We start from the raw sequence: 13,600 nt of genomic DNA, 5'->3' as shown, positions 1-13,600 counted from the left end.
ACCCTGCTCGTGCTGGCCATCGTCCCCGGAGTGGCGCTTGCCGCCCTGTGGGCGGTCACCAGCGGACAGCTCTTCCTCGACTTCCAGCGTCAGGCCGCCCAGGGCCTGCTCGCCCAGGAGGCCGGCCAGCCGTCCAACATCGTGTACTACAACCTCCAGGAGGAGCGGCGGCTGAGCGCCGACGTCCTCGCCAACCGAGGCGGGGTCGGCGACGCGCTGCGGGCGCAGCGGGTCAAGACCGACCAGGCCATCGCCGACTTCCAGAAGCTCTCGGGAGTGTCGGCCGACGACGCGCCCGAGGAGGTCCGCGAGGCGGTCCGGCAGGCCCGGCAGGCGATCAACCAGCTGCCCGCCCAGCGGGCCCTGGTGAACAGTGGCGGTGAGCAGCAGCAGGCCGCCGTCTACGGCTACTACACCGACCTGATCGCGGTGGACCTGAAGCTGTTCTCCGCGCTCAGCCACGTCGACAACGGCCGGATCACCACCATCTCCCAGCCGCTGGTGGACCTGTTCTGGGCGAAGGAGATGATCTCCCGCTCGGACGCCCTGCTGGCCCGGGGCTGGCCGAGCGGCTCGCTCGCCCCCGACGACCACCAGCAGCTGCGGCAGGCGATCGCCGAGCAGACCTTCCAGTTCAACACCCAGGTCGCGCCCTACCTGCCCGCCGACGAGACCGCGATGTGGCAGCAGATCGCCACCGGCCAGGCCTGGCAGGCCAAGACCCGCGCCGAGCAGGAGCTGGTGAAGCAGGCCGCCCCCGGCCGGGACGGCCGGATCGCCCTCGGCGTGGACCGGGACGCCTGGCGCCAGTCGGTCGACGCCATCACCCCGCAGCTGGTCGCGCTGCTGGAGCACCGCACCGGCCTGGTGGTCGAGGAGGGCAAGGGCAGCATCATGTCCCTGGCCCTGCGACTCCTGCTGACCACCGTGGTCGGCCTGATCGCGGTGGTCGCGGTCGCGGTCACCAGCTGGCGGCTCACCCGCACCCTGCGCCGCCGGATCGGCCGCCTCCAGGAGCAGGCGGAGCAGTTGGAGAACGACCTGCCCGCGGTGGTCGAGCGGCTCGGCAACGGCGAGCAGATCGACTCCGAGGAGCTGGCCCGGGCGATCGAGCCCGACCCGTGGGCCCGCACCGAGGACGAGCTGGCCAAGCTGGCCGAGGCCTTCAACCTGGCCCGCACCAGTGCCCTCCAGGCCGCCGTGGCCCAGGCCGACCAGCACCGCGGCTTCGAGCGGCTGCTCCAGCGGATCGCCCGCCGCACCCAGCTGCTGATCGGTCAGCAGCTGAAGAAGCTGGACGAGTTGGAGCGCCGGCACGAGGACCCGGAGATCCTGGAGGGCCTCTTCGACCTCGACCACCTCACCGCACGCCTGCGCCGGTACGAGGAGAACCTGGTGATCCTGGCCGGTGGCACCCCGCACCGCCGCTGGCGCAAGCCGGTCCCGCTGCTGGACGTGATGCGCGCGGCCCAGGGCGAGGTGCAGGACTACCGCCGGGTCGTCATCGACCTGGACGGCAGCCCCTGGCTCTCCGAGCGCGCCGTCGGCCCGGTGGCCCACGTGCTCGCCGAGCTGATCGAGAACGCGCTCAGCTTCTCCCGCCCGCCGAACCCGGTCGAGCTCCGGGCCGGCCGGGTCAGCCGGGGCGTGGCGATCGAGGTCGAGGACCGCGGCCTCGGCATGGACGAGGAACAGATCGCCGAGGCCAACCGCCTGATGACCCGTCCGCCCCGCACCGACGTGCTGGCCCGCGGCGACGACATCCGGCTCGGCTTCTACGTGGTGGCCCGCCTGGCCGCCCAGCACGGCCTGCGGATCGAGTTCCGCCAGTCCGCCTTCGGCGGCACCCGGGTCGTGGTGCTCGTCCCGGAGGAGCTGATCGTCGCGGACCCGACCCTCCGCCCGGTCGCCGCGGCCCCGCAGCAGCACGGCGGCCTGCCCACCCGCTCGCGCGGCCAGGCGCTGGCCGGCGTCACCGCCATCGGCGGCGCCGACCGGTACGCCACCGTCGAGCCGCTCCCGCAGTTCGGCGCACTGCCGGCGGCGCCGCCGCCGGAGGAGCAGCTGACGGCCCGTCACGACCTCCCCGCGCTGCCGCCGCCGTACGGGGCCCCGGAGCCGTACCAGCCGCAGTACCACCACCCGGAGCCGTACAACCCGGAGCCGTACCAGCCGCAGTCCTACCGGCCGGAACCCGAGCCGGAGCCCTACCGCCCCGACCCGCTGCCCGCTCCGCCGGAGGGCGAGGCGCCGCTGCCCCGCCGGGTCCGCCAGGCCAGCCTGGTGGACGAGCTGCGGATCGACCCGGACGGCCCGCCGTCCGCCCCCGTGCCGCCCCGCTGGGACGAGAACCCGCTGTTCCGACCGGCCCCCCGACGGGCCGGAGCAGCCATCGGTGCGTTCCAGCGGCGGTCCCGGGAGGCGCGCTCCGGCGACACCGGCAACCACCACACCATCCCGACGAGAGAAGACCGGACATGACGACGCGTACGACCGCCACCGACCACGACCTCGACTGGCTGCTGGACGGCCTGGTGGACCAGGTGGCCGGCACGAGGAACGCCGTCCTGCTCTCCGACGACGGCCTGGTGGTCAGCCACTCCCGCAGCATCGACCGCTCCGACGCCGAGCGCCTGGCCGCCGTCGCCACCGGCCAGCAGAGCCTGGCCCGCGGCGTCGGCCAGCTGTTCAACGGCGGTCCGGTGCACCAGGTGATCGTCGAGCTGGCCGAGCTCTGGCTGTTCGTCATCGCCGCGGGCCAGGGCACCCACCTGGCCGTGGTCGCCTCCCAGGAGGTCGACGCCGAGGTGATGTCGCTGGCCATGCACAACCTGGTGCAGCAGGTGGGCCAGAAGCTCGGGGCCGCGCAGCGCGGCGAGTTCGACGCGTTCGCCGCTCGGGGTGGGCAGCGCGGGTGAACCCGTACTGGGACGAGGAGGAGGGCGACGACGGCGCGGACAGCATGGTCCGGCCGTACACCATCACCTCCGGCCGCACCGTGTCCGAACGGGACGACCTCACCCTGATCACCCTGCTCACCAGCGTGCCGGCGCCGGCCGACGCCTACGGCGGCCCGGCCCGGCCCGGCCGGCTCCAGCCCGAGCACCGGATGATCCTGGACCGCTGCCGCCGGCCCGCCGCGGTGGCCGAGGTCGCGGCCGACCTGAACCTGCCGGTCTCGGTGACCAAGATCCTGCTCGGCGACCTGGTCGAGCAGGGCCTGCTGACCGCCCGCGCCCCGATCTCGGTGGCCCGGGCCGCGGGCGGGGCCGACCGAGGCCTGCTGGCCGCCGTACGCGAGGGACTGAGGAGGCTTTGAGATGACGACCACTCAGGCGGGCGCCAACGCCGTCAAGATCCTGATCGCCGGCGGCTTCGGCGTCGGCAAGACCACCATGGTCGGTGCCGTCAGCGAGGTCGCCCCGCTGCGCACCGAGGAGTACCTCACCACCGCCAGCGTCGGCGTGGACGACCTGGCCGGGGTCGACCAGAAGGACACCACCACCGTCGCCCTGGACTTCGGCCGGATCACCGTCAGCCCCGAGCTGGTGGTCTACCTGTTCGGCACCCCGGGCCAGGAGCGCTTCTGGTTCATGTGGAACGACCTGGTCAACGGCGCACTCGGCGGGGTGGTCATCGCCGACACCCGCCGACTGGAGACCAGCTTCGCCTCGATCGACTTCTTCGAGAGCCGGGGCATCCCCTTCGTGGTGGCGATCAACTGCTTCCACGGCGTCAACACCCGCACCCCGGACGAGATCCGGGCCGCGCTCGACCTCGACCCGCACGTGCCGATGCTGGTCGGCGACATCCGCGAACGGCCCTTCGGCCGGGACGTGCTGCTCGCCCTGGTCGACCACCTGATGGCCCTCCCGGTCGGCTGACCGGCCCTTCCCCAGCTCCCCAACTCCCCCCGGAGACACCCATGGCACAACCCCTGCGCGTCCTCGTCCACGGCGGCGGCATCGGCGGCCTCAGCCTCGCCGTCGCACTGGCCCGCCGCGGCCACACCGTCGAGGTCGCCGAGCTCCGCGACCAGCTCGACGCCCTCGGCGTCGGCATCATCCAGCCCTCCAACGCGCTGCACGTGATGCGTGAACTCGGCGTCCTGGGCGAGTGCCTGAAGGCCGGCTTCGAGTGGGAGGTGCTGACCATCTGCGACCCGGCCGGCGCCACCCTGGCGAAGATCCCGCAGCCCCGGATGGACGACGCCCCCGCCAACAACGGCATACCCCGCCCGGCGCTGGCCGAGGTGCTCGGCCGGGCCGCCGCCGAGGCCGGCGCCACGGTGCGCTTCTCCACCACCATCGCCGAACTCGCGGACGACGGCGAGGGCGTGGACGTCACCCTCTCCGACGGCTCCACCGGCCGCTACGACCTGGTGGTCGGCTTCGACGGCATCGGCTCCCCGCTGCGCACCCGCCTGTACGGCGACCGCCACCGCCCCGAGTACACCGGCTTCGCCAACTGGCGGGTCACCGTGCCCCGCCAGCCCGAGGTGCAGGGCGTGGTGATGAGCACCGGGAACCAGGCCGCCAAGGCGCTGCTCACCCCGATCACCGACGAACTCATGTACCTGGGCGCCGTGTTCGCCGAGGCCGAGGACTTCCGCCCGGACCCGGAGCGGGCCCACGAGCAGCTCGCCGAGCGGCTGTCCGGCTTCGCCGGCCCGGTCGCCGAGGCGCTCGGCCACGTCACCGACCCGGCCGCCGTGGTGTACTCCCGGATCTCCCAGGTCACCGTGGACGAGCCCTGGCACGTCGGCCGGGTGGTGCTGGCCGGCGACGCCGCGCACGCCTCCACCCCGCACCTGGCCCAGGGCGCCGCGATGGCCGTCGAGGACGCCCTGGTGCTCGCCCAGGAGCTGGACGCCGCCGAGTCGCTGCCCGCCGCCCTGGCGGCCTGGGAGGCCCGCCGCCGCCCGCGTGCGATGTTCGTCCAGTCGCTCTCCCGCGCGGTGCTCAAGCAGGAGACCGGCACGCCCACCACCCCCGAGGAGGACGAACTCCTCAAGATCGGCATCCCCGGCGCCGCCCACGTCCTGGTCAAGCCGTACTGATCCGCCGTCAGGGGCTGTCCGGCCGATAACCGCTGGACAGCCCCCGCCGGGTGGGCGAGCATCCGTCCGTGACAGAACGATCAGCTCCGTGGACCTCCGCCCCCGACGCCCCGCTCCAGGTCAGCCTGGTGAAGGTGCCCCGCCCCGTGATGGGCCTCCTGATGGCCGGTGACCTCCCCGCCGCGGTGGCCGAGTTGGGCCTTCCGCTCGCCGACTACGTCGCCGACGAGAAGATGCGCGGCACCTGGCGCCGCCGCTACCACCAGATCGCCGAGGACCCCACCAGCGCCGACTGGGTCACCCGCGCGGTCCTCTCCGGCGACGTCCCGATCGGCGCGGCCGGGTTCCACGGCCCGCCGGACGAGCGCGGCATGGTCGAGGTCGGCTACGGCGTGGACGCCGCCCACCGCCGCCGCGGCTACGCCAAGGCCATCCTGGCCGCGATGATCCGCCGGGCCGCCGCCGAACCGGACGTCACCGTGGTCCGCGCCACCATCAGCCCGGACAACGAGGCCTCCCTCGCCACCGTCATCGCCTTCGGCTTCGTCCACTGCGGCGAACAGTGGGACGAGGAGGACGGCCTGGAGCTGATCTACGAACTCCCGCTGCCTAGTACCGGGCACGGCACTAGCTGATCGTCACCACGAGGTGCGCGTTGTCGCCGCTGCCCCCGCTGAGCGCGCAGCGGGGCCCGTTGCGCGGGAACGTGCAGTCGCTGGAGTTGGATCCGGCGTAGGGGTTGTTCCAGGTGATCGTGAACTCCCCGACGGGGGAGGTGAAGCTCGCCGTCCCCTCGGTGCCGGTCAGCGCGCCGCAGGACTGGCTGCTGAAGACGAGGTTGGTGTGGGGGGCGACGCTGCCCGGGAACAGGTTGTCCGTCCAGCATCCGTGGCGGAGGGTGGCCGACTGCAGGTTCAGCGTGTAGTTGGCCCGGTTCTGCACCGTCACCAGCATGCTGCGCGCGGCCTGGATGGTGACGGCTGCCGCCGGCGCGTCCGACTTCGGTGCGGTCGCGGCACCGGCCTGCGCCGGCACGGTGGCGAGTACGGTCCCGGCGAGCGCGACGGCGCCGGCGAGGGTACGGAAGTTCGGCAAGGGTCCTCCTGGAGGGTGACGGGTAGCCCACGAACGGGCATGCCCCCGTCACCTTCCCGGTGGATCTGACGCCCCGTCAACGCCTCCCGTCGGAGGATGTTCGAATGCGGACGAGGGCTGCCCGAAAGGGCACACGCGCTCAGTGGTCCCGGTGGGCAGCCGCCGCGCGGACGAAGCGGACGGCCAGCTCCGGTGCGCCCGCCCAGTGCAGGTGCAGGTACGAGGCGTGCACCGAGCCTTCGACGAAGCCCTCCGTCCGGGGTCCGTCCGGCCCGCGCCAGCCCCAGGCCGGGGCGGGGCCGGCCCCGGGCTCGCAGACCGTCCGGTGGAACTCGTGGCCGCGCAGGCGGGTGCCGACCGGGGCCAGCACGCTGTCGGTCAGGGCCACCGCCTCGCGGTAGCCGAGGGTCAGGCGCTGCGTCATCCGGGCCGTGGTGTCCACCACGCCGCACATCGCCACCCCGTCCAACTCCCGCCCCAGGTACAGCAGTCCGGCGCACTCCGCCGCCACCGGCGCCCCCGCCGCCGCCAGCCCGGCGATCGCCTTCCGCAGCCCCTCGTTGGCGCTCAGCTCGCCGACGTACATCTCGGGGAAGCCGCCACCGATCACCAACCCCGCCGTGCCGGACGGCAGTTCGGTGTCCCGCAGCGGGTCGAACGGGACCACCTCGGCCCCCGCCGCCGCCAGCAGCTCCGCGTTCTCCGCGTACGAGAAGGAGAACGCCGCCCCGCCCGCCAGGGCGATCCGCGGCCGCCCGGGGACGACCTCGACCTCCGCCGCCGCGGACCAGGGTGCGTCCGGCAGATCGGGAGCGGTCCGGGCCAGCTCCAGGACGGCGTCCAAGTCGACCGAGGCGCCGATCAGTTCACCCATGTCCCGGACGGCTGCCAGGGCGGCCTCCGAGCGTTCCACGGCCGGGATCAGGCCCAGGTGCCGGGACGGCGTGGCGACCGAGGCCGAGCGCCGGACGGAGCCGAGCACCGGCACGCCGCCGCCCTCCTCCAGGGCCTCCCGCAGCAGTTGCTCGTGCCGGTCGGAGGCGACCCGGTTGAGGATCACCCCGGCCAGCCGCACCTCCGGGTCCCAGGAGGCGAAGCCGTGCACCAGCGCGGCCACCGAGCGGGACTGCGAGGAGGCGTCCACCACCAGCACCACCGGCGCCCGCAGCAGCTTGGCCACGTGCGCGGTGGAGGCCAGCTCCCCGCGCCCGGCGGCCCCGTCGTGCAGGCCCATCACGCCCTCGACCACCGCCACGTCCGCCCCGGCGGCGCCGTGCAGGAAGAGCGGGGCGATCCGCTCCGGGCCGCACATGAAGGCGTCCAGGTTGCGGCCCGGCCGCCCGGCGGCCAGCGCGTGGTAGCCGGGGTCGATGTAGTCGGGCCCGACCTTGTGCGGGGAGACGGCGAGCCCGCGCGCGGCGAGCGCGGCGATCAGACCGGTGGCGACGGTGGTCTTGCCCGCCCCCGAGGAGGGGGCGGCCACGACCAGACGGGGGATGTTCACGTAGCTGTGCTTCCTACTACCACTCGATGCCGCGCTGGCCCTTGCGGCCGGCGTCCATGGGGTGCTTCACCTTGGTCATCTCGGTGACCAGGTCGGCCAGTTCGAGGAGCTCGTCCTTGGCGTAGCGGCCGGTGATCACCACGTGCTGGTTGCCCGGGCGGTTCTTCAGCACGTCCACCACCTCGGCCACGTCCACCCAGCCCCAGTGCATGGGGTAGGTGAACTCGTCCAGCACGTAGAAGCGGTACTTCTCCGCCGCAAGGTCGCGCTTGACCTGCTCCCAGCCCTCCTTGGCGGCCTCCTCGGAGGACTCGATGTCGCGCTGGACCCAGGACCAGCCCTCGCCCATCTTGTGCCAGTCCACCGGGCCGCCCTCGCCGGAGGCGCCGAGCACCTTGAGCGCGTTCTCCTCGCCGACCTTCCACTTGGCCGACTTCACGAACTGGAACACCCCGACCGGCCAGCCCTGGTTCCAGGCCCGCAGCGCCATCCCGAAGGCGGCGGTGGACTTGCCCTTGCCGGGGCCGGTGTGCACGGCGGTGATCGGCTGGGTGCGGCGCTGACGGGTGGTCAGACCGTCGTCGGGGACGGTCTCGGGCTGGCCCTTGGGCATGGGTTCAGGCTGCCTTTCGCAGGGAGGAGGAGGGGCGGTGCGCGTGCACCAGGGCGGCGACGCCCTCGGCGCGGAGTTCGTCCAGGGTGACGGCGGGGCCGCCCAGTTGACCGGCCAGGGTGCGGGCCAGGCCGAGCCGGACGTGGCCGGACTCGCAGTCCAGCACGATGCTGGCGGTGCCCTGCGCGGCCAGCAGCCCGGCGGCCCGCCCGGCCTGCGCCAGCGCGTCCTTGCCGCCGGTGGCCCGGCCGTCGGTGACCACCACCAGCAGCGGGCGGCGGTGCGGATCGCGCATCCGCTCGATCCGCAGCGTCTCGTGGGCCCGCAGCAGCCCGGCCGCCAGCGGGGTCCGCCCACCGGTCGGCAGCTGCTCCAGCCGGGCCGCGCCGACCTCCACCGAGGAGGTGGGCGGCAGCGCCAACTCGGCGCCGGCGCCCCGGAAGGTGACCATGCCGATCTTGTCCCGGCGCTGGTAGGCGTCCATCAGCAGGGAGAGCACGGCGCCCTTGACGGCGGTCATCCGCTGCCGGGCCGCCATCGAGCCGGAGGCGTCCACCACGAACAGCACCAGGTTGGACTCCCGTCCCTGGCGCACCTGTTCGCGGAAGTCGTCCTTGCGCAGCAGCAACGCCCGGTCGGACCGGCCGCGGGCCACCTGGTGCGGCGCGGCGGCCTGCAGCGTGGCGCTCAGGTGCAGCCGGGAGAGGTGGCCCTGCGGCCGCCGGGCCCGGATGGTGTGCCCGCCGTCGGTCTCGGCGGGGGAGCGGCGCCCCTGGGCGCCCTTCCCGGTACCGGGCACCTTGAACAGCCTGGTCCGGTACGGCTCCCCGGCGGAGGCCACCGGGGCGTTCGAACTCCCGCCCTGCGAAGGAACGTTGGGCTCCTCGCCGGCGGGCGCGTCGGAGGCCGCGCTGCCGTCGGGCGCGTCGCCCTGCGGCTCGGGCTCGCCACCGCCGTCCGGGCCGCCGCCGTTGTCCGGGCCGTCGTCCTCGGGGCCCTGCGGGGGCTCCTCGCGGTGCTCGTCCAGGGTGCGGTCCAGCTGCTCCTCGTCCAGGCCCGGCGCGTCGAAGGGGTTGCGGCGGCGCCGGTGCGGCAGGGCCAGCTGGGCGGCCTTGCGGACGTCCTCCTCCAGCACCTCCGTCCGGCCCTCCCAGGCGGCCAGCGCGACGGCGGTGCGGGCCATCACGATGTCCGCCCGCAGGCCGTCCACCTCGAACGCGGCGCAGACGGCGGTGATCTGACGCAGCGCCAGGTCGGTCAGCTCCACCTGCGGCAGCAACTCCCGTGCGGTGGTGATCCGTTCGGCCAGCGCGTCCTCCTCGGCCCCGAACCGCGCCGCGAAGCCCGCCGGGTCGGCGTCGTACGCCAGCCGGCGGCGGACCACCTCGGCCCGCTCCTCCGGGTCCCGGGTGGCGGCGATCTCCACGGTCAGCCCGAAGCGGTCCAGCAGCTGCGGGCGCAGCTCGCCCTCCTCCGGGTTCATCGTGCCGACCAGCAGGAAGCGCGCCGCGTGCCGCACCGAGACGCCCTCGCGCTCCACGTAGGAGCGGCCCATCGCGGCGGCGTCCAGCAGCAGGTCCACCACGTGGTCCTGCAGGAGGTTCACCTCGTCGATGTAGAGCACGCCCCGGTGCGCCCTGGCCAGCAGCCCGGGCTCGTACGCCTTCACGCCCTCGGCCAGTGCCCGCTCCAGGTCGAGCGAGCCGACGATCCGGTCCTCGGTGACGCCGACCGGCAACTCGACCAGGTGGGCGGGCCGTTCGTCCGCCGCGGGCTCGGAGTGCGGGCCGTCCGGGCACTGCGGGTCCGGGCTCGCCGGGTCACAGGCGAAGCGGCAGCCGGGCACGGTGGCGATCGAGGGCAGCAGCCCGGCCAGCGCACGCACCATGGTGGACTTGGCGGTGCCCTTCTCGCCGCGCACCAGTACCCCGCCGACGGCGGGGGAGACCGCGTTCAGCAGCAGCCCGAGCCGCAGGTCGGGCATCCCGACGATCGCGGTGAAGGGGTAACGCACGTCGGTCATCGGTCGGTCTCCACGGTGTGCGGCGCCCCCGGCGGGACGAAGGGCAGGCCGGCCGGTGCGCCGGACTCGATCATTCTCCACAGGGCATCCGTGTCGGCATGCTCTTCAATCAGGTCCCCGAGCCGGTCCAGCCGCTCCTCGCGGGCGGCCGCGAAAGAGGTGTCCGGGGCGGGCACGAACGCCCTCCCCGCCAACTTCGCGACCATCCTCAGCAGTTCGCGGCGGAAGCCGTCGTTCTCCAGCGCCCCGTGCCAGGTGGTGCCGTACACCGGCCCGACCCGGCAGCCGTCCAAGAAGGCTTCCGTCGACCCCTCGACCGTCACCACGCCGTGGTGGATCTCGTACCCCTCCACCCGCTCGCCGAACGCCTCGCCGACCGGCCGGGCCAGCACCTTCTCCCGGCCGAACACCACCCGGGTCGGCAGCAGCCCGAGACCGTCCACCCGCCCGGCCTTGGACTCCACCTCGTCGACGATCTCCCGGCCGAGCATCTGGTACCCGCCGCAGACCCCGAGCACCGGCAGGCCCGCCGCCACCCGCTCGCGCAGCACCGGCTCGATGCCGCGCTCGCGCAGCCAGGCCAGGTCCGCCACGGTGGCCCGGGTGCCGGGCAGCACCACCAGGTCCGCGTCGGCCAGCTCCTCGGCCCTGGTCGCCCAGCGCACCAGCACGCCCGGCTCCTGGGCCAGCGCGTCCAGGTCGGTGAAGTTCGACAGCCGGGGGAAGCGCACCACGGCGACCCGCAGCACGTCCTTGCCGACCGGCCCGCGCACCGCGCCCCGGTCCACCACCGTGGTCAGGTCCAGCGAGTCCTCGGCGTCCAGCCACAGGCCCGGCAGCATCGGCAGGGTGCCGAGCACCGGACGGCCCGTCAGGTCGTGCAGCATCTTCAGCCCCGGCTCCAACAGCCGCGCGTCGCCCCGGAACTTGTTGACGAACCAGCCCGCCACCAGCGCCTGGTCCTCGGCCGACAGCAGCGCCAGCGTCCCGTACATCGCGGCGAAGACCCCGCCCCGGTCGATGTCGCCGACCACCACCACCGGCAGCTTCGCCGCCGTGGCCAGCCCCATGTTGGCGATGTCCCGGTCCCGCAGGTTGATCTCGGCCGGCGAACCGGCGCCCTCGCAGACCACCACCTCGAAGCGGCTGCGCAGATCGGCCAGGCACTCCAGCGAGCGCTCCAGCAGGTACGGCTTGCGCTCCCGGTAGTCCATGGCGCCGACCTCGGCCACCGCCTTGCCCAGCAGCACCACCTGGCTGCGCGAATCCGCCCCGGGCTTGAGCAGCACCGGGTTCATCGCCGCCTCCGGCTCCACCCGGGCGGCCTGCGCCTGCATCGCCTGGGCCCGGCCGATCTCGGCGCCGTCGGCGGTGACGAAGGAGTTCAGCGACATGTTCTGCGCCTTGAACGGAGCGACCCGCACCCCCTGCCGGGCCAGCCAGCGGCAGATGCCCGCCGTCACGACGCTCTTCCCGGCGTCCGAGGTGGTCCCGGCGACCAGCAGCGCGTTGCTCACGTTGTCCTCCCCTTCCGGCCCGTGCCGGAGATGACGGCCCGTCCGACCAGTGCGACGCCCAGCGCCAGCGCGCCGACCCGGCGCGACAGGGCGCAGGCCCGTTCGATGTCCCGCACGCCCACGGGGCGCAGCTCGGCCCCGAGCACCGGCCGGTGCTCCACCCGCTCCCCGTACTGCAGCGTCCCCCCGAGGCGCACCCCCAGGGCGCCCGCGAAGGCCGACTCCGCCTGCCCGGCGTTCGGGCTCGGGTGTGACGAACCGTCACGCCGCCACACCCGCCAGGCCGTCCCCGGCTCCGGCGCGGCCGCCACCGCCAGCAGCGCGGTCAGCCGCGCCCCCGGCCAGCCCGCCACGTCGTCCAGGCGCGCCGAGGCCCAGCCGAACCGCAGGTACCGCGCCGAGCGGTGCCCCACCATCGCGTCCAGCGTGTTGACGGCCCGGAAGGCCAGCAGCCCCGGCGTCCCGGCCAGGGCGCCCCAGGCGAGCGCGTTCACCACGGCGTCGGCGGTGTTCTCGGCCACCGACTCCACCACGGCGCGGGCGATCTGCTGCCCGTCCAGCCCGCTCGGGTCCCGCCCGCACAGGTGTGGCAGCCGCTCCCGAGCCGCCGTCAGGTCCCCGGCCTCCAGCGAGGCCCCGATGGTCCGGGCCTCCTTCGTCAGCGAACTGCCGCCCAGCACCGTGAAGGTCGCGGCGGCGGCCAGCGCGGCCGTACCCACCGGGCTGCGGCGCACCACCCGCCCGGCCAGCGCGGCCCCGGCGGCGACGGCTCCCACGCAGACGGCGGTGTACGCGGCGCCCACGGCCCGGTCGTCGCGCCACACCCGGCGCTCCAGCCGCGTCGCGGCCGAACCGAACAGCGCCACCGGATGGCCGCGCCGGGGATCGCCGAAGCGGGCGTCCGCCAGGTAGCCGGCGGCGGCGCCCAGCAGAAAGGGGGTCAGACGACGCACGGTGCGGGCGAGTCGGTGTGGCTCCGGGCAGGCGGCATCAGTGCGTGTCCTCACTCAGGGTCCGCGCCCTGGATCGACGTAGCGGCGGCGAGAGTCTCCTGGCTTCCGGGTCCGATGCACCCTCGGGCCTTCCAACAGCCGCCTGGGCGGGCCGTCGTGACCATGGATCGAGCGTGCTCCCCGGTGACAGTGGCGGGACCGCGCCGGATTCGCACCGGCTTCCTCTCCTTGCCTCCGATTGGCTGAAAGATCCCACCACGCCCCTCGACCGGGCGTCAACAAAGCCGGCGGAGGGCTTGGTCACACGGTTGTCCGCCCCGCCGTGCGGCGCGCCTCGCGGCGGGCGAGGCTGACCATGGCGCGGCAGCGTTGCCGCGCCGGACCCGGAAGAACAGAGGGACGGCGATGACCGATCTCGGCAAACTCCTCAGTGGCCTGCTCGGCGGCAGCGGCGGTGGCAACGGCAGCGCGGGGAACCTGCTCTCCATCCTGCTCGGCTCGCTCGCCGCGAACGGCGCGGGCCGGGGCAACGGGCTCGCCGCCCTGCTCCAACAACTGACGGAGGGCGGCCTCGGCTCCCAGGCCCGCTCCTGGGTCGGCACCGGCGACAACCACCCCGTCACCGGCGACGAACTCGCCGCCGCCCTCCCGCCCGGCGAACTGGAAATGCTCGCCCGCAACGCCGGCATCACCCCCACCCAGGCCGCGGACACCCTCGCCGCCCACCTCCCCACCACCGTCGACCGCCTCACCCCCAACGGCGAACTCCCCACCCCGGCCACCATCGAGGAACTCTTCGGCAAGCTCCACTGATGGCGAAGCGGTCACCCCAGGGG

At 74.2% G+C, this 13,600-nt stretch carries 13 protein-coding genes and 1 riboswitch; of the genes, 7 read left to right on the top strand and 6 right to left on the bottom strand.

Features of this window, described 5'->3' with window-relative positions:
* The first annotated feature begins 30 nt into the window (after positions 1–30).
* From ACZ6ZR_RS05655 to ACZ6ZR_RS05630, 6 genes are all read left to right on the top strand, one after another.
* A complete protein-coding gene (locus tag ACZ6ZR_RS05655; protein WP_465639668.1) occupies positions 31–2,481 on the top strand; it encodes a nitrate- and nitrite sensing domain-containing protein in 2,451 nt (816 codons plus the stop codon).
* Positions 2,478–2,918, top strand: a complete 441-nt coding sequence (locus ACZ6ZR_RS05650; RefSeq protein ID WP_465639666.1) for a roadblock/LC7 domain-containing protein — start codon at positions 2,478–2,480, stop codon at positions 2,916–2,918. The genes ACZ6ZR_RS05655 and ACZ6ZR_RS05650 overlap by 4 nt, the downstream gene beginning before the upstream one ends.
* A gap of 44 nt (positions 2,919–2,962) precedes the next feature.
* Positions 2,963–3,319, top strand: coding sequence for a DUF742 domain-containing protein (locus ACZ6ZR_RS05645; protein ID WP_465640056.1), 357 nt, complete (start codon positions 2,963–2,965; stop codon positions 3,317–3,319).
* Position 3,320: 1 nt separating this feature from the next.
* Complete coding sequence (locus ACZ6ZR_RS05640) at positions 3,321–3,884, top strand: GTP-binding protein (RefSeq protein WP_465639665.1); 564 nt, start codon at positions 3,321–3,323, stop codon at positions 3,882–3,884.
* A gap of 41 nt (positions 3,885–3,925) precedes the next feature.
* The gene (locus ACZ6ZR_RS05635; protein ID WP_465639664.1) at positions 3,926–5,059 is read left to right on the top strand and encodes an FAD-dependent monooxygenase; all 1,134 of its coding nucleotides are present in this window, start codon (positions 3,926–3,928) and stop codon (positions 5,057–5,059) included.
* A 68-nt stretch (positions 5,060–5,127) separates the two neighbouring features.
* A complete protein-coding gene (locus ACZ6ZR_RS05630; RefSeq protein WP_465639663.1) occupies positions 5,128–5,694 on the top strand; it encodes a GNAT family N-acetyltransferase in 567 nt (188 codons plus the stop codon).
* Here ACZ6ZR_RS05630 and ACZ6ZR_RS05625 read toward each other — a convergent pair.
* The 6 genes from ACZ6ZR_RS05625 to ACZ6ZR_RS05600 all read right to left on the bottom strand — a co-directional run bounded on the left by ACZ6ZR_RS05625 (position 5,687) and on the right by ACZ6ZR_RS05600 (position 12,764).
* A complete protein-coding gene (locus tag ACZ6ZR_RS05625; RefSeq protein ID WP_465639661.1) occupies positions 5,687–6,154 on the bottom strand; it encodes a hypothetical protein in 468 nt (155 codons plus the stop codon). The genes ACZ6ZR_RS05630 and ACZ6ZR_RS05625 overlap by 8 nt on opposite strands.
* A 139-nt stretch (positions 6,155–6,293) precedes the next feature.
* Positions 6,294–7,658 (bottom strand): cobyrinate a,c-diamide synthase, encoded by a 1,365-nt coding sequence (locus ACZ6ZR_RS05620; protein ID WP_465639659.1) that lies wholly within the window; start codon positions 7,656–7,658, stop codon positions 6,294–6,296.
* Positions 7,659–7,674: 16 nt separating this feature from the next.
* Positions 7,675–8,271, bottom strand: a complete 597-nt coding sequence (gene cobO, locus ACZ6ZR_RS05615) for a cob(I)yrinic acid a,c-diamide adenosyltransferase (RefSeq protein WP_402300539.1) — start codon at positions 8,269–8,271, stop codon at positions 7,675–7,677.
* A gap of 4 nt (positions 8,272–8,275) precedes the next feature.
* Complete coding sequence (locus tag ACZ6ZR_RS05610; protein ID WP_465639657.1) at positions 8,276–10,294, bottom strand: putative cobaltochelatase; 2,019 nt, start codon at positions 10,292–10,294, stop codon at positions 8,276–8,278.
* Positions 10,291–11,811: a cobyric acid synthase gene (locus ACZ6ZR_RS05605; protein ID WP_465639655.1), complete on the bottom strand. Its 1,521-nt coding sequence runs from the start codon at positions 11,809–11,811 to the stop codon at positions 10,291–10,293. The genes ACZ6ZR_RS05610 and ACZ6ZR_RS05605 overlap by 4 nt, the downstream gene beginning before the upstream one ends.
* Positions 11,808–12,764 (bottom strand): cobalamin biosynthesis protein, encoded by a 957-nt coding sequence (locus ACZ6ZR_RS05600; RefSeq protein WP_465639653.1) that lies wholly within the window; start codon positions 12,762–12,764, stop codon positions 11,808–11,810. Before ACZ6ZR_RS05600 ends, ACZ6ZR_RS05605 begins: the two co-directional genes overlap by 4 nt.
* Positions 12,765–12,833: 69 nt before the next feature.
* A riboswitch (cobalamin riboswitch) is annotated at positions 12,834–13,015 on the bottom strand.
* On the opposite strand from ACZ6ZR_RS05600, the gene ACZ6ZR_RS05595 reads away from it, so the two are divergent.
* Positions 13,014–13,577 carry a YidB family protein gene (locus tag ACZ6ZR_RS05595; RefSeq protein WP_465640054.1) on the top strand — a complete coding sequence of 188 codons (564 nt, stop codon included), beginning with the start codon at positions 13,014–13,016 and terminating at the stop codon, positions 13,575–13,577. It overlaps the preceding riboswitch by 2 nt.
* The last annotated feature ends 23 nt before the right edge of the window (positions 13,578–13,600 follow it).

The organism is Kitasatospora sp. NPDC088742 (assembly GCF_055584905.1).
This window is presented reverse-complemented; position numbering and strand designations above follow the sequence as displayed.